Annotated in this window: 26 protein-coding genes; 11 read left to right on the top strand and 15 right to left on the bottom strand. The window is 64.4% G+C overall.

Annotation, left to right across the window (positions count from 1 at the left end):
- Positions 1–4: 4 nt before the first annotated feature.
- From dxs to xseB, 3 genes are read right to left on the bottom strand one after another with little or no spacing between them, the layout of a single operon-like run.
- Entirely contained in the window at positions 5–1861 is a 1857-nt protein-coding gene (gene dxs, locus AC1DMA_RS18450; protein WP_478145113.1) for a 1-deoxy-D-xylulose-5-phosphate synthase, read from the bottom strand.
- 15 nt (positions 1862–1876) lie between these two features.
- Entirely contained in the window at positions 1877–2794 is a 918-nt protein-coding gene (locus tag AC1DMA_RS18455; RefSeq protein WP_478125713.1) for a polyprenyl synthetase family protein, read from the bottom strand.
- The gene (gene xseB / locus AC1DMA_RS18460) at positions 2791–3075 is read right to left on the bottom strand and encodes an exodeoxyribonuclease VII small subunit (RefSeq protein WP_478125712.1); all 285 of its coding nucleotides are present in this window, start codon (positions 3073–3075) and stop codon (positions 2791–2793) included. The genes AC1DMA_RS18455 and xseB overlap by 4 nt, the downstream gene beginning before the upstream one ends.
- A 196-nt stretch (positions 3076–3271) precedes the next feature.
- Between xseB and AC1DMA_RS18465 the strand changes: the two genes are divergently transcribed.
- The 7 genes from AC1DMA_RS18465 to AC1DMA_RS18495 are packed head-to-tail and all read left to right on the top strand — an operon-like array spanning position 3272 to position 9416.
- Positions 3272–4405: an aromatic ring-hydroxylating oxygenase subunit alpha gene (locus AC1DMA_RS18465; RefSeq protein ID WP_478145114.1), complete on the top strand. Its 1134-nt coding sequence runs from the start codon at positions 3272–3274 to the stop codon at positions 4403–4405.
- A 14-nt stretch (positions 4406–4419) separates the two neighbouring features.
- The gene (locus AC1DMA_RS18470; protein ID WP_478125852.1) at positions 4420–5337 is read left to right on the top strand and encodes a DMT family transporter; all 918 of its coding nucleotides are present in this window, start codon (positions 4420–4422) and stop codon (positions 5335–5337) included.
- 10 nt (positions 5338–5347) lie between these two features.
- Complete coding sequence (locus tag AC1DMA_RS18475) at positions 5348–6253, top strand: sulfurtransferase (protein WP_478145115.1); 906 nt, start codon at positions 5348–5350, stop codon at positions 6251–6253.
- Positions 6250–6819: a DUF2796 domain-containing protein gene (locus AC1DMA_RS18480; protein WP_478145116.1), complete on the top strand. Its 570-nt coding sequence runs from the start codon at positions 6250–6252 to the stop codon at positions 6817–6819. Before AC1DMA_RS18475 ends, AC1DMA_RS18480 begins: the two co-directional genes overlap by 4 nt.
- Complete coding sequence (locus AC1DMA_RS18485; protein ID WP_478145117.1) at positions 6816–7538, top strand: ABC transporter ATP-binding protein; 723 nt, start codon at positions 6816–6818, stop codon at positions 7536–7538. The genes AC1DMA_RS18480 and AC1DMA_RS18485 overlap by 4 nt, the downstream gene beginning before the upstream one ends.
- A gap of 13 nt (positions 7539–7551) precedes the next feature.
- On the top strand, positions 7552–8814 hold the full coding sequence (locus tag AC1DMA_RS18490; RefSeq protein ID WP_478145118.1) for an ABC transporter permease: 1263 nt from the start codon (positions 7552–7554) through the stop codon (positions 8812–8814).
- A gap of 2 nt (positions 8815–8816) precedes the next feature.
- Positions 8817–9416 (top strand): DUF3299 domain-containing protein, encoded by a 600-nt coding sequence (locus AC1DMA_RS18495; protein WP_478125706.1) that lies wholly within the window; start codon positions 8817–8819, stop codon positions 9414–9416.
- Between the two features lie 30 nt (positions 9417–9446).
- On the opposite strand, the gene AC1DMA_RS18500 is transcribed toward AC1DMA_RS18495, so the two are convergent.
- The gene (locus tag AC1DMA_RS18500) at positions 9447–9902 is read right to left on the bottom strand and encodes a GNAT family N-acetyltransferase (protein ID WP_478145119.1); all 456 of its coding nucleotides are present in this window, start codon (positions 9900–9902) and stop codon (positions 9447–9449) included.
- A 74-nt stretch (positions 9903–9976) separates the two neighbouring features.
- Here AC1DMA_RS18500 and AC1DMA_RS18505 point away from each other — a divergent pair, with 74 nt between their 5' ends.
- Positions 9977–10186, top strand: coding sequence for a dodecin (locus AC1DMA_RS18505; protein WP_478125851.1), 210 nt, complete (start codon positions 9977–9979; stop codon positions 10184–10186).
- A gap of 150 nt (positions 10187–10336) precedes the next feature.
- On the opposite strand, the gene AC1DMA_RS18510 is transcribed toward AC1DMA_RS18505, so the two are convergent.
- The 4 genes from AC1DMA_RS18510 to AC1DMA_RS18525 all read right to left on the bottom strand — a co-directional run bounded on the left by AC1DMA_RS18510 (position 10337) and on the right by AC1DMA_RS18525 (position 13471).
- Positions 10337–10582 carry a hypothetical protein gene (locus AC1DMA_RS18510; RefSeq protein WP_478125704.1) on the bottom strand — a complete coding sequence of 82 codons (246 nt, stop codon included), beginning with the start codon at positions 10580–10582 and terminating at the stop codon, positions 10337–10339.
- Between the two features lie 118 nt (positions 10583–10700).
- Entirely contained in the window at positions 10701–11591 is an 891-nt protein-coding gene (locus AC1DMA_RS18515; protein ID WP_478145120.1) for a ZIP family metal transporter, read from the bottom strand.
- A 66-nt stretch (positions 11592–11657) separates the two neighbouring features.
- Positions 11658–12443 (bottom strand): aspartate/glutamate racemase family protein, encoded by a 786-nt coding sequence (locus AC1DMA_RS18520; protein WP_478145121.1) that lies wholly within the window; start codon positions 12441–12443, stop codon positions 11658–11660.
- 146 nt (positions 12444–12589) lie between these two features.
- Positions 12590–13471 carry a transporter substrate-binding domain-containing protein gene (locus AC1DMA_RS18525; protein ID WP_478145122.1) on the bottom strand — a complete coding sequence of 294 codons (882 nt, stop codon included), beginning with the start codon at positions 13469–13471 and terminating at the stop codon, positions 12590–12592.
- A 220-nt stretch (positions 13472–13691) separates the two neighbouring features.
- On the opposite strand from AC1DMA_RS18525, the gene AC1DMA_RS18530 reads away from it, so the two are divergent.
- On the top strand, positions 13692–14903 hold the full coding sequence (locus tag AC1DMA_RS18530; protein ID WP_478145199.1) for a D-amino acid dehydrogenase: 1212 nt from the start codon (positions 13692–13694) through the stop codon (positions 14901–14903).
- 17 nt (positions 14904–14920) lie between these two features.
- Here AC1DMA_RS18530 and AC1DMA_RS18535 read toward each other — a convergent pair whose 3' ends face one another.
- The 6 genes from AC1DMA_RS18535 to xdhC form a co-directional block, all read right to left on the bottom strand.
- Complete coding sequence (locus tag AC1DMA_RS18535) at positions 14921–16132, bottom strand: beta-ketoacyl-[acyl-carrier-protein] synthase family protein (RefSeq protein ID WP_478145123.1); 1212 nt, start codon at positions 16130–16132, stop codon at positions 14921–14923.
- Positions 16129–16389, bottom strand: a complete 261-nt coding sequence (locus tag AC1DMA_RS18540; protein ID WP_478125699.1) for an acyl carrier protein — start codon at positions 16387–16389, stop codon at positions 16129–16131. Before AC1DMA_RS18540 ends, AC1DMA_RS18535 begins: the two co-directional genes overlap by 4 nt.
- A 51-nt stretch (positions 16390–16440) precedes the next feature.
- Positions 16441–17175: a phosphatase PAP2 family protein gene (locus tag AC1DMA_RS18545; protein WP_478145124.1), complete on the bottom strand. Its 735-nt coding sequence runs from the start codon at positions 17173–17175 to the stop codon at positions 16441–16443.
- A 67-nt stretch (positions 17176–17242) separates the two neighbouring features.
- Complete coding sequence (locus tag AC1DMA_RS18550; RefSeq protein WP_478145125.1) at positions 17243–18577, bottom strand: glycerate kinase type-2 family protein; 1335 nt, start codon at positions 18575–18577, stop codon at positions 17243–17245.
- 120 nt (positions 18578–18697) lie between these two features.
- Complete coding sequence (locus AC1DMA_RS18555) at positions 18698–19903, bottom strand: urate hydroxylase PuuD (protein ID WP_478145126.1); 1206 nt, start codon at positions 19901–19903, stop codon at positions 18698–18700.
- Between the two features lie 206 nt (positions 19904–20109).
- Positions 20110–20922 (bottom strand): xanthine dehydrogenase accessory protein XdhC, encoded by an 813-nt coding sequence (gene xdhC, locus AC1DMA_RS18560; RefSeq protein WP_478145127.1) that lies wholly within the window; start codon positions 20920–20922, stop codon positions 20110–20112.
- Between the two features lie 53 nt (positions 20923–20975).
- Here xdhC and AC1DMA_RS18565 point away from each other — a divergent pair, with 53 nt between their 5' ends.
- Positions 20976–21521, top strand: a complete 546-nt coding sequence (locus AC1DMA_RS18565; RefSeq protein WP_478145128.1) for a hypothetical protein — start codon at positions 20976–20978, stop codon at positions 21519–21521.
- Here the strand turns inward: AC1DMA_RS18565 and uraH are convergent.
- Entirely contained in the window at positions 21506–21868 is a 363-nt protein-coding gene (uraH, locus tag AC1DMA_RS18570; protein WP_478145129.1) for a hydroxyisourate hydrolase, read from the bottom strand. The two genes, AC1DMA_RS18565 and uraH, sit on opposite strands and share 16 nt — an antisense overlap.
- Before the next feature lie 73 nt (positions 21869–21941).
- Here uraH and AC1DMA_RS18575 point away from each other — a divergent pair, with 73 nt between their 5' ends.
- Positions 21942–22616: a GntR family transcriptional regulator gene (locus AC1DMA_RS18575; RefSeq protein WP_478125692.1), complete on the top strand. Its 675-nt coding sequence runs from the start codon at positions 21942–21944 to the stop codon at positions 22614–22616.
- The last annotated feature ends 42 nt before the right edge of the window (positions 22617–22658 follow it).

Raw genomic sequence — 22658 nt, forward strand, 5'->3', positions numbered from 1 at the left:
CAAGTCAGGGCGCAGGCTCGAAGCGCGCGCGGATCGACTGCTCGATGCCCGCCGCATCGAGTCCGATGCCGGCGAGCAGCTTGGCCGGGTCGCCGTGTTCGATGAAGCGGTCGGGCAAGCCGAGCTGAAGCACCGGCTTTTGCAGTTGCGCCGCCTGCAGCGCCTCGAGCACGGCACTGCCGGCGCCGCCCATGATGGCGCCTTCCTCGACAGTCACGACGGCATCGTGCGAGCCCGCGACTTTCAGCAGCAGTTCGACATCGAGCGGCTTGGCCCAGCGCATGTTGACGACGGTGGCATCGAGCGCTTCAGCCGCCTGCAGGGCCGGATAGAGCAAGGTGCCGAAAGCGAGGATCGCGATGCGTTTGCCTTCGCGGCGGATTTCACCTTTGCCGTACGGCAGCGCTTCCAGCGTTTGGTGCGGCACGACACCGGCGCCCGAACCGCGCGGATATCGCACCGCCACCGGATGGCTCTGCTGGTAGGCAGTGGTCAGCAGTTGTCGGCATTCGGCCTCGTCGGCCGGGCAAGCCACGCTCATGTTCGGAATGCAGCGCAAGAACGAGATGTCGTAGGCACCCGCATGCGTCGCCCCGTCGGCACCCACGAGGCCTGCGCGATCGAGTGCGAACACGACGGGAAGATTTTGAATCGCCACGTCGTGAATGAGCTGGTCGTAGGCGCGCTGCAGAAACGTGGAATAGATCGCGACCACAGGCTTGAGGCCCTCGCAGGCGAGCCCGGCGGCGAAAGTGACCGAATGCTGCTCGGCAATGCCCACGTCGTAGTAGCGCTCAGGAAAGCGTTTTTCGAATTCGACCAGCCCCGAGCCCTCGCGCATCGCCGGTGTGATTCCGACCAGCCGCCCGTCCTGGGCAGCCATGTCGCAAAGCCAGTTGCCGAAGACCTGCGTAAACGTCTGCTTGGGCGCGGTCGCAGGTTTGACCAGGCCAACGGCCGGGTCGAACTTGGAAGGGCCGTGATAAGCAACAGGGTCGGCCTCGGCCAGCTTGTAGCCCTGCCCCTTCTTGGTGACCACGTGCAGGAATTGCGGCCCGCGCAAGTGCTTGAGATTCTCGAGCGTGGGCACGAGCGAATCAAGGTCGTGTCCGTCGATCGGTCCGACATAGTTGAAGCCGAACTGCTCGAAGAGCGTGGCGGGCACCACCATGCCTTTGGCATGCTGCTCGAATCGCTTGGCCAGCTCGAACAGAGGCGGGGCCGCGCGCAGCACGCTCTTGCCGACGTTCTTGGCGGCGGCGTAGAAGTTGCCGCTCATCAACTGCGCAAGGTAGCGATTGAGCGCACCGACCGGCGGGCTGATCGACATGTCGTTGTCGTTCAGGATGACGAGCAGCTTGCAGTCGTCGCACACGCCGGCGTTGTTGAGCGCTTCGAAGGCCATTCCGGCCGTCAGCGCGCCATCGCCGATGATCGCGACGGAATGGCGGTCCTCGCCTTTTTGCCGGGCGGCCATCGCCATGCCGAGCGCGGCCGAAATGCTGGTCGAAGAATGCGCGGTGCCGAAGGTGTCGTACTCGCTCTCGGTACGTTGCGGAAAGCCCGAAATGCCGCCGAGCTGACGCAGCGTCGGCATGCGTTCGCGCCGGCCCGTCAGGATCTTGTGCGGATAGGTTTGATGACCCACGTCCCACACCAGCCGGTCGTGCGGCGTGTTGAAGACGTGGTGCAGCGCGACCGTGAGTTCGACCGTGCCGAGATTCGAACTCAGGTGTCCGCCTGTGCGCGACACGTTGTCGAGCACGCAGCTGCGTACCTCGTCGGCCAATTGCTTGAGTTGAGCGCGGTCCAACTGCCGCAGCAGGGAGGGGTCGTTGATGGTAGGAAGCAGCGGAGCCATTGAGTATTCTTGTCGTTATCGATCGCGGTCGACGACCATGTAGGCCAGAGCGCGGAGCGCTGCGGTGTCAGCCAGTGCGCTGCGATCCAGCGCGTCAAGAGCCTGAGTCAACAGTTGACGCGCCTCTGCACGGGCGCTGTCGAGGCCGAGCAATGAAACATAGGTGGGCTTGTCGCTCGCGGCGTCCTTGCCGGCGGTCTTGCCCAGCGTCTCTGAATCGGCGACGACGTCGAGGATGTCGTCGATCACCTGAAAAGCCAGACCCACCGCGGCGCCGTAGTCGCGCAATGCTGCGAGGCTTTCAGGTGCGATGACCTCGCCGCACGCGGCGCCCATTTCCACGCTGCCTTGCAGCAACGCGCCGGTCTTCAGGCGATGCATGTTGCGCAACTGCGCTTCGTCGAGCGCCACGCCGACGCTCGCAAGATCGATCGCCTGGCCTCCCGCCATGCCCTGGCTGCCTGCGGCGCGCGCCAGCAAGCGGCAAAGGTTGGCCTGCACTTCGGCAGGGATCCGATTTCCTTCTGGCGTCAGCAATTCGAAGGCCAGCGCCTGCAAGGCATCGCCGGCCAGCAGCGCATCGGCCTCGCCGTACTTGACGTGCACGGTCGGCTTGCCGCGACGAAGGACGTCGTTGTCCATGCACGGAAGATCGTCGTGCACGAGCGAATAGGCGTGGATCAATTCAACTGAACAGGCGGCTCGGAGTGCGGCCTCGGGGCTGCCGCCGACGGATTCGCTCGCAGCGAGGACGAGCAGCGGGCGCAGACGCTTGCCACCGTCGAGCACGGCATAGCGCATCGCGTCGCCCAACTGAACCGGCGCGTCGACGCCGACCCATTCAGACAGTGCGGATTCAACGCGCGCGAGTAGAGGTTCGCTCCACGCTGCAAGCCGAACGGCGTCCCACCGGAGGGTTTCGGCCACCTTCATTCGGACGCCCAGACCTTCAGGCTGCCCGCATCGAGCACCTTGATCTGGTCTTCGACGGCCTGCAGCTTGTCGCGGCAGAAGGCGAGCAGCGCGGCACCTCTCTGGTAGCTGCCGAGCAACTGGTCGAGCGGCAACTGCCCCGATTCGAGCTCGGTGACGAGTTGTTCGAGTTCCTGGAGACCCGCCTCGTAAGACGCCGGCAGTGCTCCGGTATCGGGCGCGGTCGGCGACGCCGGCTCAGACGAAGAAGGCGAAGAAGGCGAAGAAGGCACCTTGGGCATGCGGCGTTCGTGGATGAAACCCGCCATTTTAGGGCGGGGGGCTGATTTGAATCTCGAGGGGTACAATCCCCGACACTTTGAGGGCCGGCAATTGCCGGCCCATTTCTTCGGGCCGTCGCAAGCTTTAGCATTACCAGACGGCAGCCTTCCGTTCCTTTTTTCTTCTCTCCCTGTGGGGAGCTTGGTCAGGTCACCCATGTCTGATTTAAGTCTTCAACTGCAGCAGGCTTCAAGCCAACTTCCGGTTTCCGCGTACTTCGACGAGGCGCTCTACGCCCGCGAGCTGCAAACGCTTTTCGCCGCTGGTCCGCGCTATGTCGGTCACCRGCTCGCGGTGCCCGAACCGGGCAACTTCCACACCTTGCCCCAGGAACATCAGGGCCGCGCGCTCGTTCATACGCCGAAGGGCGTCGAGCTGATTTCGAACGTGTGCCGCCATCGCCAGGCGCTGATCCTCCAGGATCGCGGCCAACTCGACGCACAGAGCGGCGGAAACATCGTCTGCCCCTTGCACCGCTGGACCTATGCCGCGGCGGACCCGCGCACGACCGGCACATTGATCGGTGCTCCGCACTTCCAGCACGACCCCTGCCTCAATCTCCAGAACTACCCGTTGACGGAATGGAACGGCCTTTTGTTCGAGAAGAGCGGAATCGCCGAAAGCCGCGATGTCGCATCGGACCTGGCAAACCTCGGCGCCCGCGCGGACCTCGACTTCGAGGGCTACGCGCTCGATCGCGTGGAACTGCACGAGTGCAACTACAACTGGAAGACCTTCATCGAGGTCTACCTCGAGGACTACCACGTCGGCCCCTTCCACCCAGGCCTCGGCAGCTTCGTCACCTGCGAAGACTTACGCTGGGAATTCGGCCGGCATTACTCGGTGCAAACGGTCGGCGTTGCCAACCGGCTCGGCCGCGCCGGCAGTCCGGTCTACCAGCGCTGGCAGGAACAACTGCTGAAGTACCGCGAAGGCAAGCCACCGAGGCACGGCGCGATCTGGCTCACCTACTACCCGCACGTGATGGTCGAGTGGTATCCGCACGTGCTCACCGTCTCGACGCTGCACCCGATCGGGCCGCAGAAGACGCTCAACATGGTCGAGTTCTTCTATCCCGAAGAGATCGTCGCCTTCGAGCGCGAATTCGTCGAAGCACAACAGGCCGCCTACATGGAAACCTGCGCCGAGGACGATGAAATCGCCGAGCGCATGGACGCCGGCCGCCGCGCGCTGATGCTCCGCGGCGACGATGAGAGCGGTCCGTATCAGAGCCCCATGGAAGATGGCATGCAGCAATTCCACGAGTGGTACCGCCGCGAGATGGCCTAGTGCAAGCGCTCTGGATGGTGCTGGGCGCGCTGATCTTCGCCACGATGGGCGTGTGCGTGAAGTTTGCGTCGGCGTGGTTCTCCAGCGCCGAGCTGGTGTTCTACCGGGGCCTGATCGGCATCCTGTTTCTCTGGGTGCTCGCGCGCAGTCGCGGCGTCACCTTGGGCACCCGCTACCCGGGCATGCACGCATGGCGCAGCTTGGTCGGGGTGGTTTCGCTCGGCGCGTGGTTTTTCGCGATTGCGCACATGCCGCTGGCCACGGCGATGACACTCAACTACATGAGCAGCGTCTGGATCGCAGCATTCCTGGTCGGCGGGTCGCTGCTCGCGTGGGTGCCGGTGCCGCGCCGCGACGGCAGCGTACCGCGTCCGCCACTGCAGGGCCCCTTGGTGCTCACGGTGCTCGCGGGCTTCGGCGGCGTCGTGCTGATGCTCAAGCCCACTGTCAACGACAACGAGGGCTTTGCAGGTCTGCTGGGCCTTTTGTCGGGGCTCACTGCCGCATTCGCCTACATGCAGGTGGTCGCACTGTCGCGGCTCGGCGAGCCAGAGGCACGCACCGTCTTCTACTTCGCCGTGGGGTCCGCAGTGGCAGGCGGCCTCGGCACGTTGCTAGGCCCGTTCACCCCCCTGAGCGAATGGACCTGGAGCCATGCGATCTGGCTCTTGCCCGTCGGCGTGCTCGCGGCCTTGGGCCAGTTGTGCATGACGCGCGCCTATGCCACGGCCAAGACGCAAAGCGGTACGCTCCTGGTTGCCAATCTCCAGTATTCGGGCATCGTCTTCGCAGCGATGTACAGCGTGCTGCTTTTCGGCGATCGGATCGATGCGACGGGCTGGTACGGCATGGGCCTGATCGTCGCGAGCGGAATTGCGGCCACGGCGCTTCGCCAGCGCCAACTGCCGAAGGCGCCCGCTGAGGAACATTGAAGGAGTTCGCATGTACACCACCCTCATCACTGTTGAACAACTGATCGGGCTGCAATCAAACGATGCGCGCATGATGGTGTTCGACTGCAGTTTCGACCTGATGAACCCCGAGTCCGGGGCGCTGCAATATCGCGCTGCGCACATCCCGGGCGCCGTGTACGCGAACCTCGACTCCGATCTCAGCGCCAAGCACGGCGTGCCGGGCGCACACGGCATATTGGTGGCGCAGGACGAAGGCCCGCCAGCCTCGGGGGGCCGCCATCCCTTGCCGAGCCGCGAAAAGTTCGCTGCGTGGCTGTCGAGCGTCGGATTTGCCAACGACATGCAAGCGGTGGTCTATGACCGCAACGGCGCCAACTACTGCGGCAGGCTCTGGTGGATGCTCAAGTGGATGGGTCACGATGCGGCGGCGGTGCTCGACGGCGGGCTGCAGGCTTGGCAGGCGGCGGGGGGCGCGGTCACCAACCGCGAGGAACCTTCGCACTTCCAGTCGAATTTCGTCGCCGGCCGGCCGCTGCTCGCGCTGGTCGATACAAAGAAGGTGGCAAGCCGGCTCGAGCAATCTGACCAGACGGTGATCGATGCACGCGCGGCGCAACGCTATCGCGGAGAGGTGGAACCACTGGACCCGATCGCCGGTCACATCCCCGGGGCCTTGAACCGGCCCTTTGCCGAGAACCTCGGTCCTGACGGGAAGTTCAAGCCGGCCGCGCAATTGCGCGCCGAGTTCGAATCATTGCTGGCGGGCCGGGACCCCTCGACGGTCGTCCACCAATGCGGCAGCGGCGTCAGTGCGGTGCCCAACCTGCTCGCGATGCAGATCGCGGGACTCGGTCCGACCGCGCTCTATGCCGGCAGCTGGAGCGAGTGGAGCAACACGCCGGGGCTGCCGACCCGGCAAGGCGCGCAACCATGACATCGATGAGCCGGCCAACTGTTTCGGCGCTTTTTTCGCGACTGCTTTCGCTCACCCTGGCCGCTTTCCTCGCGACTCCATTCGCCGCCCTCGCCCAGGCGCAACGTGCGCACGTGCATGGGCAGGTCAAGCTTGACGTCGTGATCGACGGCCCCACCGTCGTCATCAACATGGATTCGCCGCTCGACAACTTCGTCGGCTTCGAGCGTGCCCCCCGATCCGACGTCGAAAAGCTGGCCGCCAACAGTGCGATCGCCCAATTGCGCGCCGCCGATCAGCTCTTCAAGATCGACCCCACCGCCAATTGCAAGCTCGGTCCCGTGACGCTGCGATCCGCTGCCCTCGGCCTGGGCAAGACGGAGGGCGACGCAGCCGAGGGCCACGCGGATCTCGACGGCACCTTCGCCTTCAATTGCACCAACGCCTCAGCGGCGAAATTCATCGACATCGGCCTCTTCGATGCCTTCAAGGGCCCACGACAGATCGAAGCCCAGATCGCATCGCCGCAGGGCCAGTTCAAGCGAACGCTGAAGCGCCCAGCCGAACGCCTGGTCTGGAGCAAGTGACCGAGCCCGTGAGCTTCATCCTCTCGGCAGAATCGCTGCGCTTCGGCTGGCCAGGGGCCAAGTCCAAGTCTCCCTGCATCGACATCGAGCGGCTCGACATTGCCGCGGGCGAAGCCGTGTTCCTCCATGGCCCGAGCGGTTGCGGCAAAAGCACGCTGCTGTCCTTGCTGGCGGGCGTGCTGGTGGCCGATGCAGGGCGGGTCACGCTGCTCGGGCACGACTGGTCCGCCTTGTCGGGCGCCACGCGCGATCGCCTGCGGGTGGCGCATGTCGGCTACGTCTTTCAGCAGTTCAATCTGCTGCCCTATCTCAGCGTCCTGGACAACGTACTGCTGCCGTGCCGGTTTTCGGCGCGGCGCATGGCGCAAGCCACGCGCGACGGCGCCGCGCGGGCGCAGGCAGAAGATTTGCTCACGCAGATGGGCCTGGATGCCAGCCTGTGGCGTCGGCAAGCCGTGCAGTTGTCGGTCGGGCAACAGCAGCGCGTGGCCGCCGCGCGGGCGTTGATCGGCCACCCTGAGATCGTGATCGCCGACGAGCCGACCTCCGCGCTCGACGAAGACCGGCGCGAAGCCTTTCTCGACGTCTTGCTGGCAGCTTGCAAGACGAACCACAGCGCGCTCGTTTTCGTGAGCCACGACCAGCGCATCGCAGACCGCTTCTCGCGCCACGTGCTGCTGCCCGACATCAACCGGGCCGCATCCACGGAGGCCGCATGACCGGCCAGCGGCCATGACGGCACTCTTCGGCATCGCCTGGCACAGCGCCTGGAACCGCCGCTTCACGCTGGCGCTCACCGTGCTCTCGATCGCGTTGTCGACGTTTCTGCTGCTGGGCGTCGAACGCATTCGAACGGAGATGCGAGAGAACTTTTCCTCGTCGGTGTCCGGCACCGACCTGATCGTCGGGGCACGCACGGGCTCCACGCAGTTGCTGCTGTACTCGGTCTTCCGCATCGGCACGGCCACCAACAACGTGCAATGGAAGAGCGTGCAAGCGCTCGTCGCGCAACCCGCGGTGGATTGGGTGGTTCCGTTGTCGCTCGGCGACTCGCACCGCGGCTTCGCGGTGCTGGCGACCACGCCTGGATATTTCGAACACTTTCACTATGGCAATCGGCAACCGCTGCGCATGCGCGAAGGCAAGCCATTCGGTGATCTGTTCGATGCCGTGGTCGGTGCCGAAGTGGCCGACAAGCTCGGCTACCACATTGGCCAGAAGATCACGCTCGCGCATGGCGGCGGTGAACTCGACCTGTCCGATCATGCGGACAAGCCTTTCACGGTAGTCGGTGTCCTCGAACGCACCGGAACCTCGGTCGACCGCACGGTGCACATCGGCCTTCCGGCGATGGAAGCGATCCATCTCGAATGGATCGGTGGCGCGCCCATGCCGGGTGTGAAGATCCCGGCGGAGCAGGTGCGCAAGTTCGATCTCACGCCCAAGAACGTGACCGCTGCACTGGTGGGCCTGAAGAATCGTGCCGCCGTCTTCTCGGTGCAGCGCTGGGTCTCGACCTATGCCGGCGAACCCCTGATGGCCATCTTGCCCGGCGTTGCGCTGGACGAGTTGTGGAGCGTGATCGGCATCGGAGAAAACGCGCTGCTGCTGATGTCGGCGCTCGTGGCGCTGGTGAGCCTCGCAGGCCTGGTTTCAGTGGTGATGGCAAGCCTGAACGAGCGCCGCAGAGAGCTGGCCGTGCTGCGCGCGGTCGGCGCGAGCCTTTGGCATGTGATGGCGCTGCTCGCACTCGAAGGCGCTCTGGTCACCCTGCTGGGCGTGGCGATCGGCGTCGTGTTCACCGCATTCGGCATTGCCCTTCTCTCACCCTGGTTGCAGTCGCAGTTCGGACTTGCCCTGCACTTGTCCGAACCTACACTGAACGAATGGACATTGCTCGCGAGCCTGATCGCGGCCGGCTGGATCGCCAGTCTGCTGCCGGGCATTCGCGCCTACCGTCTGTCGCTTGCCGACGGACTGTCTCCAAGGATCTGAACATGACACTGCGTCTTCCTGTCTCCTTTCTTCTGGCGGTCATTGTTGCCAGCGGCGCACTGGCGGCAGAGCCTTCGCCGCAGGCCACCTCGCCCACGAAGCCGCTCGGCGGCAAGCCTGCCGATGCCAAGACTTTGCCGGGCCAGCCGCGAATCATCTCGTGGGAAGAACTGGTGCCCAAGGATTGGGATCCCATGAAGGATCTCAAGGGCATGGACCTGAGCAAGCTCGACGACAGCGACCCGCGCGCCAACGAGATGCTGATGAAGCTCCAGGAAGCATCGAACAACGCGCCGACCAACGCCGCCATGAACGGCGTCGACGTGAAGATCCCGGGCTTCATCGTGCCGCTCGAAGAAAACAAGGGCGAGGTCACCGAGTTCCTGCTGGTGCCGTACTTCGGGGCCTGCATCCACACACCGCCGCCGCCGGCCAACCAGATCCTGCATGTTCGCCCCAAGCAAGGAGCCAAGTTCCGCGCCATGGACACCGTGTGGGTCAGCGGCAAGCTGCAGACCGTGCGCAACGATTCGATGATGGGCGTGAGCGGCTATCACATCACCGCTGACGACGTCAGCAAATACACCGGCGGCGCGAAGTAGCGGCGACCGGGATTTCGACTGCGGCGGCGACTACAGAGGCATCGTCATGAAGACGCTGTGCGGGTCATCGACGTAATCCGCGAACGGACCACAGCGCGTGAACCCGAACGATTCGTACAGCTTGTGCGCTGGCGCGAAAGCCTTCGATCCGCCGGTTTCGAGGCTCAAGCGGGCATAGCCGCGCGCTTTCGCCTCTTCGATGATGCGGTGAACAACGGCGCGGGCGACCCCACGCTCGCGATGTGCCTCCGCCGTTCGCATCGACTTGATTTCACCGTGCTCCGGCGAAAGCTCCCGAAGCGCGCCGCAACCAAGAAGCTGGTCGCCGTCCCACGCCGTCCAGAAGGTGACGTCCGGATGTCGCAGCTTCTCGATGTCCAGCGCGTGCACGCTGCCCGGCGGCGAAACCTCATGCATGCTGCGGAGGTGCTCGCCGAGCAATGCGTGGATCTGCGGACCTGAGAGATCGTCAACTCTGACTTGCATGACCAGAGAGGATATTCCAGCCCGAACGCCCCTGATGTGCCACCATGACGCAATCCATCGCCAAGGAAAACGCCATGTCCAACCACGTCTACAAGCTCATCGAGCTCACCGGCTCCTCCCCCACCAGCAGCGACGACGCCGTCAAGGCCGCCATCGCCAAGGCCAGCGAATCCGTCCGCAACATCCAGTGGTTCCAAGTCACAGAAACCCGTGGCCACGTAGTCAACGGCGAAGTCGCCCACTGGCAAGTAACCATCAAAGTAGGCTTCACCCTGGAAGCGTAAGGAAAACAGGGCCGCGCGAAGCGCGCCCGTTCCCCTTGGGGGCGAGCACCAGAAACACCGCGGAACTGGCTTTGCCAGGCCGCCGGTGTTGCCCCCGGTAGGGGGTAGGCGAAGCGACACGAAGTGCGCGCAGCCTGGGGGCGAGCCCAGTCAATCAGGCGCCTGAATCACCCGATCGAATTCCTCGTCAGCCGGCACGTTGTCGGCATCCAGTTCGCTCGCATCCGTAAGGTCGATGCCCGTTTCTTCCGAAAGGTCGTCAGGTCCTTCGGCCTCCAGTTCGGAGTCCTCGAATTCGCCGTCTTCCGCGTCCTCCGGCAAGGTGTCTTCGGTTTCGTCGATCTCAGGTTCATCTGCGGCTTCTCCGGGACGCAGAAGGGGGTCGGCGCTGCTCATGATCTGACTCCTGGCTGACTGATATTGCGCATGATGCACCCCAAGTGTGAGCCCCGGTCGAACCAGCCGCTTGAACAAAGCGGCAACAAGCGTTTCAGAACGTGCGTTATGTGTCCATTCACTGCTGATGGTCATGCGCCTCGTGCGCGGCGCCCGCACCGTCGCTGCCGTGTTCATGGCCGTGCTCGCCGTGCGCGAGGCGACTCACCAGCGTCACGAGCGCGATACCGATGGCCAGCCACACGATCTGCATGGCCGTCTGGCGGGATGGCAAGCGCTTCTGCAGTTGGGGARTGAGGTCCGCGAGCGCGACGTACACGAAACTGCTGGCAGCCAGAACGAGGAAATAAGGCAGCCATGCGTGAAGTCGGTCGACCAACCACCACCCGACCACACCGCCGAGCGCGGTCATCGTGCCGGCCAGCGACACTTTCACCAGCGCGGCCCGCTGATTCGCCGAACTCTGGCGAAGGACGATCAGGTCGCCGATGTGATGAGGCACCTCGTGCGCCAGCACCGCGACGGCGGCGACCAAGCCCAGGCGAAGGTCGGCGATGAATGCGGAAGCGATCAGGATTCCGTCGCCGAAGCAATGAACGCTGTCCCCCGTCAAGACGGCCCAGCCACCGCCCTTGCCGCTGCCGGCTTGCGCATGATGGTCCGCATGACCGTGCGAATGATCGTGTGCATGGGAATGGCCGTGACCATGGTGATGTTCATGCCCGTGGTGCCAGAGTTCCGCCTTGTCGAGCAGGAAGAAGAAAACCAGTCCGAACAGCAGCACGCCGAACAGCACGCCGGGCTCGATCCGGCTTTCAAAGGCTTCCGGCAGCAAGTGCATGAACGCAGTGGCCAGCAGCGCGCCCGCAGCCAGGCTCAACAGGTGCTGCGGATTCACGCCACCCGCGCCGCTTCTTCCCCTGACCCCGACGCGCAGCAACAGGGCAGCGATCCACACACTTCCGATGCCGGAAACCAGGGTCGCGGCGATGATGGCTAGCAAATTCATGACTACTTGCGCGTTGTTGTCAAAACAAAAGCCGTCCATCGGACGGCTCGGAGCGGGTTCATCTTATCAATCGTGTCGAGCCTGTCGGCGCGGCTCCTGCGCGTCACGTTCATTTGCAGTCGCTGCGTCATAGGCCCGCACGGCCAGCGCCGACGCCAGCACCCATGCAGGATCCACGAGCCGCAAGCCTTCAACCGCGGCCGAGCCATGCAGCCCCAGCGGGATCTCGGTGCAGCCCATGACGATGGCGACCTGTCCATGACGCTTCGCCAACTGCACGGCCACATCGGCAAAACACGATTCCGCCAGCGCCATGTTGCCGGCCTTCACGCCGTCATAAATACCCCGCATCAGGATCTGGCGCTCGTCCGTCGTCGGCAGATGACACGCCATCCCCGCATCGGCCATCGCCTTTTCATAGAGCCCCACCCGATAGGTCCCTTCGGTCGCCATAAGCGCCACGTCTCTCACGCCCTGCGCAGCAAGATGGCCCGACACTTCGCGCGCCACGTGCAGGATCTCGACGTTCGGAAAGCGTGTCTGCAAAGCGCCGTGCCAGGCATGTGCCGTGTTGCACGCAATCGCCACTGCGCGACTGCCCAGCGCAGCAAGACGCCCCAGCGCCTGGAGCATCGGTTCGAGCGGCTGATGCGCGCCCAGATCGGACGAGTCCAGCGCACCGCTGCGATCCGGCACCGGCACCTGCGCCAGCCAGTGCTCCGGAAAGCCCTGGTCACTCACGGCCACGCCTCGCGCCCGCATCAGCCGCGCACAGGCCTCCACAAACAGCCGAACAAAGTCCGCCCCAGCCGCAGGCCCCATCCCGCCAAGAATGCCCACAGTCCGTGTCACTTCACACCTTCCAATAGTCAGTCACCCGCGCCCCGCCCCTTCCAGCCGAATTCCAGGAACACCGCGGACCGGCTTAGCCGGGCCGCCGGTGTTGCCCCCGGCAGGGGGTAGGAGGCCACACGAAGTGGGCAAGCCTGGGGGCGAACTCAAGTGGCGGGCTTGTCGCTGGGCGTCTTGATGTTTTCGCGCAGCTGAGGGCTCATCGGCAGGCCCAGCGCCGTACCGCGCGGCGGGATCGGCTGCATGAACCACTTGTCGTACAGTTTTTCGAACGCACCGCTCTTCATGAGACCGATGATGGTGTCGTCGACCACCTTCTTGAAAGCAGGATCGTCCTTCGGCAGCATGCAACCGTAGGGCTCGACCTGCAGCGCATCGCCCACGACTTCGAAGTCGCCCGGGTTCTTGGCGTTGGCGATCTGCCCGAAGAGAAGGATGTCGTCCATGGCAAATGCCGCCGCGCGATCGGATTCCACCAGCAGGAAGGCATCGGCATGGTCCTTCGCAAGCACGATGTCCATGTCGAGGTTCTTCTCGGTGTTGTACTTGCGCATGACCATCGCGTTGGTGGTGCCGGTGGTGGTGGCCACGTTCTTCTTCGCCAGGTCCGGGTAGTTCTTGATCTTCGAGGACTTCTTCACCAGCAGTCGCGTGCCCGTGTAGAAGTGATTGATCGCAAACGCGACATCCTTGCCGCGCGCAGTGTTGTTGGTGGTCGATCCGCATTCGAGATCGATCGTGCCGTTCTGCAGCAAAGGAATGCGATTGGCCGACGTGACCGGCATCATCGCGACTTCGAGATTGGGTTTATTGAGCTTCTTCTTGACCGCCTCGACGACCGCATTCGAAAGCTCGACCGAGAAGCCGATCGGCTTGTTGCCGTCGAGATAGCTGAAAGGCACGGAGGACTCGCGGTATGCCAGCGTGATCTTGCCGGTTTCGCCGATCTTCGCGAGAGTGTCGGCAGCTTGCGCGCCGGTCGCGATGCCAGCGAGCAAGACGGTGGCCATCAAGGCGGAAACTTTCATGCGAGCCCTTTCAGTGACTAGAACGATGAGGAAGATGCAACGGAGTGTAGGAAGCATTCCTGCGAGCGTCACAATTCCTTTTGCACGCATGCCCATGTCCAAATGTTATGGATGCCGCATCCCATGAGCTTTGGCTATGGCCCGCGGCGCTTTCGGCATTTCCCGGCCACGCTGCATGGCCCTAGAGTCGACCGCTCCAAACAACAAGAGGAATGACGTGATGCACGTGTGCGTGTTGGGCGCCGGCGTCGTGGGGCTGGCCACCGCATGGCAGTTGAACCGCCAGGGCTTCGAAGTCAGCGTGATCGACCGCGCAATACCCGGCGCCGGCGCGAGTGGCGGCAATGGCGCGCAGCTGAGCTATTCGTACGTGCAACCGCTGGCCGATCCATCGATCTGGCGGCAGTTGCCAAAGCTGCTGCTGTCACCCGCCTCCCCGCTCAAACTGAAGCCGAAACTCGATCCGCTGCAGTGGCGTTGGGGCTTGGCTTTTCTCGCGGCTTGCAATGCGCAGACCTCGCGCGAGACGACGGCCCACCTTCTCGCGCTGGCCGCCGAGAGTCGCGATGCGTTCGAGCAGATGCGCGCCGACATCGATCCCGACTGCGATTTCTCGGCCACCGGCAAGCTCGTGCTGTATTCAAGCGAAACGTCGCTCGAAGGCGCACGCCGGCAACTCGAGCTCCAACGCACGATGGGAAGCGAGCAGCGTCTGGTCACGCCCGACGAATGCATCGCGATCGAACCTGCGTTGGCGGACTACCGCGACCAGATGGTGGGCGCGATCCACACGCCCAGCGAGTGCGCGGCGGACTGTCTCAAGGTCTGCTCTGAGCTCGTGCGCGCCCTGCAGGCGCGCGGGGTGCGGTTTCTCCTGAACACCGAGATCAACGGCTTCGACATTCGCAGCGGCAAGGTCGTCGCCGTCCAAACGGGGAGCGGCGATGTCGCGGCCGATGCGTTCGTGATGGCGCTCGGGACCGCGTCGAACCGGCTAGGTCGGCAGTTGGGCGCTTATTTGCCCGTCTACCCGCTCAAGGGCTACAGCATCACGGTCGACGTCGATTCATCGCCCGGCGCGGCGCCCCGTGTGAACGTGACCGACAGTGCCCGCAAAGTGGTGTTCGCGCGCATCGGTTCTCGGCTGCGCGTGGCCGGCATGGCCGAGCTCGTGGGCCATGACGCCAGCATTCCTGCCACGCGCATCGAAACGCTCGCAGAAGCGACCCGCTCGGTGTTTCCGCGGGCGGGCCGGTTCGATTCACTGCATCCGTGGACTGGCATGCGCCCGGCAACGCCTACCGGCGTGCCGATGGTCGGCCGGCTGGCAAGCGCTCCGCGGAACATGCTCTTCAATACGGGCCACGGTGCGTTGGGGTTCACCCTGGCCTTCGGTTCCGCCCGGCAAATCGGCCGGGATCTGGGCGGCTGATCACCGCGCCATGAGGCTCAGGTGCGCGTGAACAGAAGCACCGAGTTCGTGCCGCCGAACGCAAATGAATTGCTGATCGCAGCTTGGAGCCCGGGCGCCGCCATGCCTGATGCCGGTGTCAGGTTCAGCCTGCAGTCCGGATCCTGCGCGGCGCAATGGGCGTTGGGAGGCAGTTCGCGCGCTTGCAAGGCCAGCACGGTCACAGCCGCCTCCAGCGCACCGGCAGCTCCAAGCAAGTGGCCGTGCAAGGCCTTGGTCGAGCTGACACTCAACTGGTCGAGGTCGTCACCCCACACTTCGGCCAGGGCTGCGCTCTCGACCAAGTCGCCGATGCGCGTGGCCGTGCCGTGCGCGTTGCAGTAACCGACGTCACGCGCTTGCAATCCAGCCTGCCGCAAGGCTTGCCGAACGGCCCGTGCCTGGCCGTGCGAATCGGGCTTGGTCAGGTGCGAGGCATCGCAGCTCTGACCCCAGCCGGCGAGCATGGCGCGAATGCGCGCGCCACGTGCGCGAGCGCGTTCGGCGGATTCAAGGACTAGAAAAGCGGCGCCCTCGCCCAGCGCGAAACCCTTGCGATCGCTCGCGAACGGTCGAATGGCCGTCGCCTCTTCGCCAGGCGCGAAGCTGGCGAGTGTCTGCATGGCCTGCCACGCCATGATGACGCCGGGCACGATGAGAGCCTCGCTGCCGCYGGCGATCGCCAGGTCCACGTCTCCGCGCTGGATCGCCTTCGCGGCTTCGGCGATGGCGATGCTCGATGACGCGCAAGCAACCGAATAGGTCAACACCGGCCCATGAACTCGATGGCGCATCGCGATATGCGAGGCCGGCGCATTGGGCATATAGGCGGGAATGGTCAAGGGCGGCACGCGGCCGTTGCCACGGTAGGCAGCATCCAGGGACGCCGCGCCGCCCATTCCGCAGCCAGCGAACACGCCGACACGCTCAGGATCGAGTCCGGCGGCCGCGCCCGCAATGCCAGCGTCGCTCATTGCCATGTCCGCTGCTGCAACCGCAAGTTGGCTGACGCGGTCGACCCCGGCAAGCTGAAGCTTCGTAAACCAACGGGATTCGTCGAACGCCACGGTGGCTGCCGCGGCGGCTTTTGGCAGGTCCGGGAAAACAGGCCTGAGCGCGGACTCGCCTCGCAGCAGCGCCAAGAACATCGCATCAGGATCTTCGCCGTGCGGCGCCACGACGCCCAGGCCGGTGACCGCTATCGGGTTCACGTCGTCTGCGACGCTCGCGCCTTGTCGACCACGGCGGCCAGCTCGGCCAAGGTGTCGATGTTCGGGTCGTCGTCCGGCATCGTGATGCCGAAGTGGTCTTCGATCGCGAAAACGAATTCGACCAAAGCCAACGAATCGAAGCCTTTCTCGCGCATGGAGGCGTTGGGGTCGAGTCCCGACGCTTCGATGCCGTACTTCTCGTGGATGAGATCCTGCAGTTCCTTGAGCGAACTCTGTGATGCGGTGTCTGTCGTCATACTCTGGCCGTCGACCGGCCGACGGCAATGTTGGTTGTGCCTGCCCGCAACTCAACCCCTCCTGGGCAGTGAAATTCCATGATATCCGCTCCGCCTTTGCGCCCATTCGCCTCGTCCCGGGCGCCAATGCAATGACGGAAGCGCGAAGGCAACCCCAAGCAGCGCGCCGGCAACGGCATCGAGCACGACGTGTTGCCTCACGGCCAGGGTCGAATACGCAATCGCGGCAAACCACGCCCAGTTGATCAGCCGAAGCCAAACCGGCGCCTGCGCTCCACGCAGAATGTGTTCGACCCAGATGGCGGTAAAGATCGCGATCGCCACGTGCATCGATGGGCAGGCGTTGCCCGCAGCGTCGACGCCCTGGAGGATGGCAAAGCCCGGGAAGTCGGAGGTGTCGGTGGAGATCGGCGGGATCTGGGTCGGCCAGAGATAGAAGAGGCCCAGGCCGGTCAGGCAGAGGGCGCCCACCCACAGGCCATACGAGACCAACTCCTTGAAAGTGAGTTGAAGCCCCGGTGCCACGCCCACGTAGACCCACAACGAAAAATAGGCAATGAGCGCTTGCGGCTGGAATGGGATCAGATGGTCGAGCGCCGTCAAAGGCATCACCGTGACCGGATTGACTGGCTCGCGCAGGAGATGAAAGTATCCGAGAAAGAAGACCCAGGTAAAGGCCGTGGTTCCGGCCACTTTCAAGAGCAGATGCCGACGAATCCGCAGGCCGATGTCGGCGGTCCAGCGATGGGCTGGATAGGACACGAGGCCCAGATGGCTTTGATTCATGCAGTCGGTGTTTTCGGTTTTCCCGGGGGCGAAGCATGCCTGTTGCCCGCTCGAACCGCAAACCTGATTACAGAATCAACAATGCCCGAAAGTCATTGACGTTGGTGTGTGTCGGTCCAGTGACCAGCAAATCGCCGATCGCGTCGAAGTAGCCGTAGGCGTCGTTGCGGTCGAGGTGATCGTTGAGCTTTCGGCCCGCGGCCTCGGCGCGGCCGAGCGTGTCGGGCGTGACGAAGGCACCGGCGTTGTCTTCGACGCCGTCGATGCCGTCGGTGTCGGCGGCGAGTGCCCAGATGTTGTCGCGGGCCGCGAGCGCACCAGCCAGGCCCATGCAGAACTCGCCCGCGCGGCCGCCTCGGCCTTTGGCTTGCCCGGGCTGGCGCGGGCGGATCGTGACGGTGGTTTCTCCGCCCGAGAGAATGACGCATGGCCGGGCAAAGGGCTCTCCGCGCAAGGACACCGAGCGTGCCAGCGCGCCATGCACCTTGCCGACTTCGCGTGATTCGCCTTCCATTTCGTCGCTGAGGATGTGCGCCGCGACGCCCGCCGCGCGTGCCGCCGCCGCAGCGGCTTCCAGCGATTGCTGGGGCGTGGCGATCAGGTGCGTCACGTGGTTCTTGAACACGGCGTCGTCGGGCTTGGGCGTTTCGAGGGCCCCGCTTTCGAGCCGGGCGCGCACGGGCGCCGGCACTTCGATGCGGTAGCGGTCGAGAATTGCCAGCGCTTCCGCGCACGTGCTTGCATCGGGCACCGTCGGACCGCTGGCGATGACGGCAGTGTCATCGCCGGGAACATCGCTGATCGTGAGCGTCACGACCTGCGCCGATCCGCAGGCAGCCGCCAGGCGCCCGCCCTTGATGCGCGACAGGTGCTTGCGCACGCAGTTCATTTCGCCGATGTGAGCGCCCGATTCGAGCAACTGCGTGTTGATGCGCTGCTTGTCCGCCAAGGTCAGTCCTTCGGCCGGCAACGTCAGCAACGACGAGCCGCCGCCCGAAATCAGGCACAGCACCAGGTCATCGGCCGTGAGCCCCTGGGTCAGGGCCAGGATGCGCTCGGCCGCCTTCATCCCTGCTTCGTCGGGCACGGGATGCGCTGCCTCGACAACCTCGACGCGCTGCGCCAACCCTTCGGGACGCGGCGGAACATGACCGTAGCGCGTCACCACCAGCCCCGACAGCGGCGCCTCGGCCGGCCAGAGTGCCTCCAGCGCCTGCGCCATCGATGCGCCGGCCTTGCCCGCGCCAAGGACCAGAGTGCGCCCCTTCGGCGGCTCCGGAAGACAAGGGCCCATGCTCGCAAGCGGCAGCGCGCGTTCGACCGCCACCCGATAGAGATGTTCAAGAAATTGACGCGGCGCGCCCTGAGCGTCGGGAATGGGCGAAGTGTTCAAAGAGCTCATGATCTTTCCTTGTCTCCCCACATTGTCTCAACCCACTGCCAGCCACCGCCCGCCACCACCTGCCAGAGGGCCGCCGCGCTCGGCTGGGCGAAGCGACACGCAGTGCGCGCAGCCTGGGGGCTACTTGGTACTTGCTCCGCCCTCGAACCACTTGGCGATCAGCCCACGCTCGGCATCGGTGATGCCGGTCGCATTGTTCATCGGCATGATCTTCGTCACGACCACCTGCTGATAGACCGCCTGGGCGTGCGCCGCGACCTGATCGGGCGCGTCGAGCCGCACGTTTTTCATCTGCACCTGCGCGCCGTGGCACATGTAGCAACGTTGCTCGAGCACCTTCTGGATTTGGGCGAACGACACCTTTTGCGACGCTGCGCCAGCCACCGGCTCAGCAGCGGGCTCCGGCTTCATCCACACAATGCTCAGGCCGAGCACCGCAACACCGAAGAGCGCATACGGAGCGGGATTGCGCGCGTTGCCCAGCTTGAACCGATGGCGCACCACGAAGAACTGCCGGATCCCCGCGCCACCGAGCATGATCAGCAGCAGCACGATCCAGTTGTACTTGTGCGTGTACGTAAAGCTGTAGTGGTTGCTCAGCATCGCGAACAGCACCGGCAGCGTGAAGTAGGTGTTGTGCACGCTGCGCTGCTTGCCGCGCTGCCCGTGGATCGGATCGACAGGCCTGCCTTCGCGCAGTGCCGCGACGTTTTTGCGCTGGCCAGGGATGATCCAGAAGAAGACATTGCCGCTCATGGTGGTCGCCATCATGGCGCCGACCAGCAGGAACGCAGCGCGGCCGGCGAACCAGTGGCATGCGAGCCATGCGGCAAACGCGATGAAGATCGCCACCAGCACACCAACGATGGTGTCGCCGTTCTTGCGTTGACCAAAGACCTGGCAGATGCTGTCGTACACCATCCAGAAAACCACGAAGAAGGCCACTGCCACGGCGATGGCGGCGCCGGGCTGCCAGTCCATCTTCGATTTGTCGATGAGGTAGGTGCTGGCATTCCACAGGTAGGACATCGTGAAGAGCCCGAAGCCCGTGAGCCACGTCGAATAGCTCTCCCAGTACGACCAGTGCAGATGGTCCGGCAGCCGCTTGGGCGCCAGCGCGTACTTCTGCATGTTGTAGAAGCCGCCGCCATGCACCGCCCATTGCTCGCCGCCGACCCCCTTGTCCAGCGATTCCTGGTCTTCCGGCTTTTCGAGGCTGTTGTCCAGCATCACGAAGTAGAAGGAAGCGCCGATCCATGCGATGGCGGTGATGACGTGGACCCAGCGCAGCAGCAGATTGGCCCAGTCGAGGTAATAGCTTTCCATTGACTCTCAACCTTGTCGGCGTGTGAGGACGCCGTGGTGTTCAGGCCTGCTCACCACTGCGGGCGCTGTAAGCAGAAATAGTGCCGCGAACGCAGGCCATCGAATGGGCCTCGCTCCGCTGCGGCTTGTGGACTGAAGTGTATACACTCTTGCGAGGGAAGTTTCGGGTTTTGCGCGACGCGACGTGCTGGAAAACCCTGAGCGCCTCATGCGGACGGAAGCGATTGCAACAACTGTGCCGCCACGGCCACCGCGATCACTTCGGGCTCTTTGCCCGTGATGCCGGGCACGCCGATCGGGCAAGTCACGCGGTCCATCTCTTCGGCCGTAAAACCGCGCGCCTCGAGACGATGACGAAAGGTCGCCCATTTCGTCTTGCTGCCGATCAAGCCGATGTAAGGGAGATCGTCGCGCTCGCGAAGGCGCTTCAAGCAGGCGATCACGATATCCAGATCTTCGGCATGGCTGAAGCTCATGATCAGCACGCGCGAGCCCGGCGCGAGCTGCGCCACCGCTTGCTGCACGGGTTCGGAATATTCGGTGTCGATCTGCGCCGGAAGGTCTTCGGGGAAGATGCCGTCGCGGCTGTCGATCCAGCGCACGGCAAACGGCAAGGTCGCGAGCAGCCGCGCCAGTGCCGCGCCGACGTGACCGCCCCCGAACAAGGCCACCGGCTCGAGATGGGCCAGCAGGTCGGATTGCAGCGCCTTCGCGCCGGATGCGTCGATGCGGCGGTACGACAGAAACACGACACCGCCGCAACACTGGCCGAGACTCGGGCCCAGCGGATAGCGCCGCACGCCTTCGATGGGCGGGCCGCCCGCGAGCCAGGCGCGCGCTTCATCGGCCGCCTGGAATTCGAGTTGGCCGCCGCCGATGGTGGCGGTCAGGCCATCAGCCCACACAGCCATCCACGTGCCCGCCTCGCGCGGCACGGATCCCTGGGTTGATTCGACGCGCACAAGAATGCCGGATTCACCCTGCAAGCGCGCAAGCAGTTCGTCCACGGCGCCGGTCATGGACGAAACCTCACGTTGCGGAAGCCAGACCTAGTCACGGTATAACCGCGCCGATGAAAATGCAGATCACGTCGCGCCGCCTCGCACTGGCGGCCGCCCTTGCCTCCAGCCTGTGGCTGGTCGGTTGCGGTACCGCCCCGCTGACTGGGGCCGTCCCAGGCCAGCTCAGCAACGCCAAGCCCGACCCGGGCGACAGCAGCCGCCCCCGGCCGCGCGCATCGACCGCGGCGACCGCCCGCGACTACCGGCGCGATGCCGCACGCCACGTCTATGACATCAACAAGCGCCGCATCTATGAAGGCCAGTTGCCGCCGCTGCTCTATGCGGTCGGCACGTTGCAGGTCGATCTCGACGCGAGCGGCAACGTCGTTTCGATGCACTGGATGCGCGCACCGCAGCATGCGCCCGAGGTGATTGCCGAGATCGAGCGCACCGTGCTTTCGGCAGCGCCCTTTCCGGCCCCGACCCGAATGGGCAAGGTGACGTGGACCGATACCTGGCTGTGGGACGAAGGGGGTCATTTCCAGCTCGACACCTTGACCGAAGGGCAATTGCAGGGCTTTCAAGACTCTCACGGCTCCGGTCAAGAGCCTCTGTAAGTCGAGTAGCTCCAGGGGCTCACCAGCAGTGGCACGTGATAGTGCTGGTCGGTACGCGCAACACCAAAATCGAGCGCCACGCGATTCAGGAAATTCGGCTCCGGCAGATCCACGCCGCGCGCCTTGAAATAACCGGCGACATCGAAAACAAGGCGGTAAGTGCCGGCCTTCAACGAGTTGTTGTCGTAGAGCGGGCCATCGCTGCGCCCATCGGCATTCAGCGTGAAGCGCCTGACGAGCGTGGCACGCGCGTCTTCGCCGGTGCCGTCGGTGGTGAACAAGGCGACCTCCATGCCGGCGGCTGGCGTGCCGTGCATCGTGTCCAGTACGTGGGTGCTCAGGCCCATGGATGTGCTCCTTAGTGCATTGGGGAAACTGCGGTCGACAAAAGTGTATACAGTTCCTGGCTTTGGGTCTATCATGAAAAACATGGACTCGACCACGACCCGCGCCATCGTCGACGCACTCACCAAGGCCATTGTGGAACACCGGCTTCAACCCGGCAGCAAGCTCGCCGAACAGAAGCTGGCGGACCACTTCGGCGTGTCGCGGACGCTGGTGCGCCAGGCGCTCTTTCAGCTTTCGCAGAACAAGCTGATCCGCCTCGAACCGGCGCGTGGCGCATTCGTCGCCGCACCCGAGGTCGACGAGGCCAAGCAGGTGTTCGCAGTGCGCCGCATGCTCGAAGCCGAAATGACGCGCGCCTTCGTCCGCAGCGTGACGCCGGCCAAGATCAAGGCGCTCAAGGAGCACGTGGCGCTCGAAAAGGCCGCAGTTTCCGGCGAGGATATTTCCGGCCGCACCGAACTGCTCGGCGATTTTCACGTTCGCATGGCCGAGCTCATGGGCAACGCGGTGTTGGCGCAGATCCTCGGTGAACTGATCTCGCGCTGCGCGCTGATCACGCTCATGTACCAAAGCGCGAGCGCCGCCGAGCATTCGAACGACGAGCACGCCGACATCGTGAAGGCGCTGGCCGCCAAGGACGAAGAACGCGCCGTGCGCTTGATGACTGAACACCTCGAGCACGTCGAAGCCAACCTCACCTTCGACCGCAAGGTCCCCACCCACGACATCAGCCTGGCATTGGCATGAAAAACACCCCCGTTGCTTGCTCAGTTCGTGTTTCACCAACGA

The sequence above is a fragment of the Variovorax sp. 05N34 genome (assembly GCF_056397405.1).

Excerpts from the sequence above, each read along its gene's own strand:
- dxs (WP_478145113.1), bottom strand. The coding sequence starts at position 1,861 with ATGGCTCCGCTGCTTCCTACCATCAACGACCCCTCCCTGCTGCGGCAG.
- AC1DMA_RS18455 (WP_478125713.1), bottom strand. The coding sequence starts at position 2,794 with ATGAAGGTGGCCGAAACCCTCCGGTGGGACGCCGTTCGGCTTGCAGCG.
- xseB (WP_478125712.1), bottom strand. The coding sequence starts at position 3,075 with ATGCCCAAGGTGCCTTCTTCGCCTTCTTCGCCTTCTTCGTCTGAGCCG.
- AC1DMA_RS18470 (WP_478125852.1), top strand. The coding sequence starts at position 4,420 with ATGGTGCTGGGCGCGCTGATCTTCGCCACGATGGGCGTGTGCGTGAAG.
- AC1DMA_RS18475 (WP_478145115.1), top strand. The coding sequence starts at position 5,348 with ATGTACACCACCCTCATCACTGTTGAACAACTGATCGGGCTGCAATCA.
- AC1DMA_RS18480 (WP_478145116.1), top strand. The coding sequence starts at position 6,250 with ATGACATCGATGAGCCGGCCAACTGTTTCGGCGCTTTTTTCGCGACTG.
- AC1DMA_RS18490 (WP_478145118.1), top strand. The coding sequence starts at position 7,552 with ATGACGGCACTCTTCGGCATCGCCTGGCACAGCGCCTGGAACCGCCGC.
- AC1DMA_RS18495 (WP_478125706.1), top strand. The coding sequence starts at position 8,817 with ATGACACTGCGTCTTCCTGTCTCCTTTCTTCTGGCGGTCATTGTTGCC.
- AC1DMA_RS18500 (WP_478145119.1), bottom strand. The coding sequence starts at position 9,902 with ATGCAAGTCAGAGTTGACGATCTCTCAGGTCCGCAGATCCACGCATTG.
- AC1DMA_RS18505 (WP_478125851.1), top strand. The coding sequence starts at position 9,977 with ATGTCCAACCACGTCTACAAGCTCATCGAGCTCACCGGCTCCTCCCCC.
- AC1DMA_RS18510 (WP_478125704.1), bottom strand. The coding sequence starts at position 10,582 with ATGAGCAGCGCCGACCCCCTTCTGCGTCCCGGAGAAGCCGCAGATGAA.
- AC1DMA_RS18525 (WP_478145122.1), bottom strand. The coding sequence starts at position 13,471 with ATGAAAGTTTCCGCCTTGATGGCCACCGTCTTGCTCGCTGGCATCGCG.
- AC1DMA_RS18530 (WP_478145199.1), top strand. The coding sequence starts at position 13,692 with ATGCACGTGTGCGTGTTGGGCGCCGGCGTCGTGGGGCTGGCCACCGCA.
- AC1DMA_RS18540 (WP_478125699.1), bottom strand. The coding sequence starts at position 16,389 with ATGACGACAGACACCGCATCACAGAGTTCGCTCAAGGAACTGCAGGAT.
- AC1DMA_RS18545 (WP_478145124.1), bottom strand. The coding sequence starts at position 17,175 with ATGAATCAAAGCCATCTGGGCCTCGTGTCCTATCCAGCCCATCGCTGG.
- AC1DMA_RS18550 (WP_478145125.1), bottom strand. The coding sequence starts at position 18,577 with ATGAGCTCTTTGAACACTTCGCCCATTCCCGACGCTCAGGGCGCGCCG.
- AC1DMA_RS18555 (WP_478145126.1), bottom strand. The coding sequence starts at position 19,903 with ATGGAAAGCTATTACCTCGACTGGGCCAATCTGCTGCTGCGCTGGGTC.
- xdhC (WP_478145127.1), bottom strand. The coding sequence starts at position 20,922 with ATGACCGGCGCCGTGGACGAACTGCTTGCGCGCTTGCAGGGTGAATCC.
- AC1DMA_RS18565 (WP_478145128.1), top strand. The coding sequence starts at position 20,976 with ATGAAAATGCAGATCACGTCGCGCCGCCTCGCACTGGCGGCCGCCCTT.
- uraH (WP_478145129.1), bottom strand. The coding sequence starts at position 21,868 with ATGGGCCTGAGCACCCACGTACTGGACACGATGCACGGCACGCCAGCC.
- AC1DMA_RS18575 (WP_478125692.1), top strand. The coding sequence starts at position 21,942 with ATGAAAAACATGGACTCGACCACGACCCGCGCCATCGTCGACGCACTC.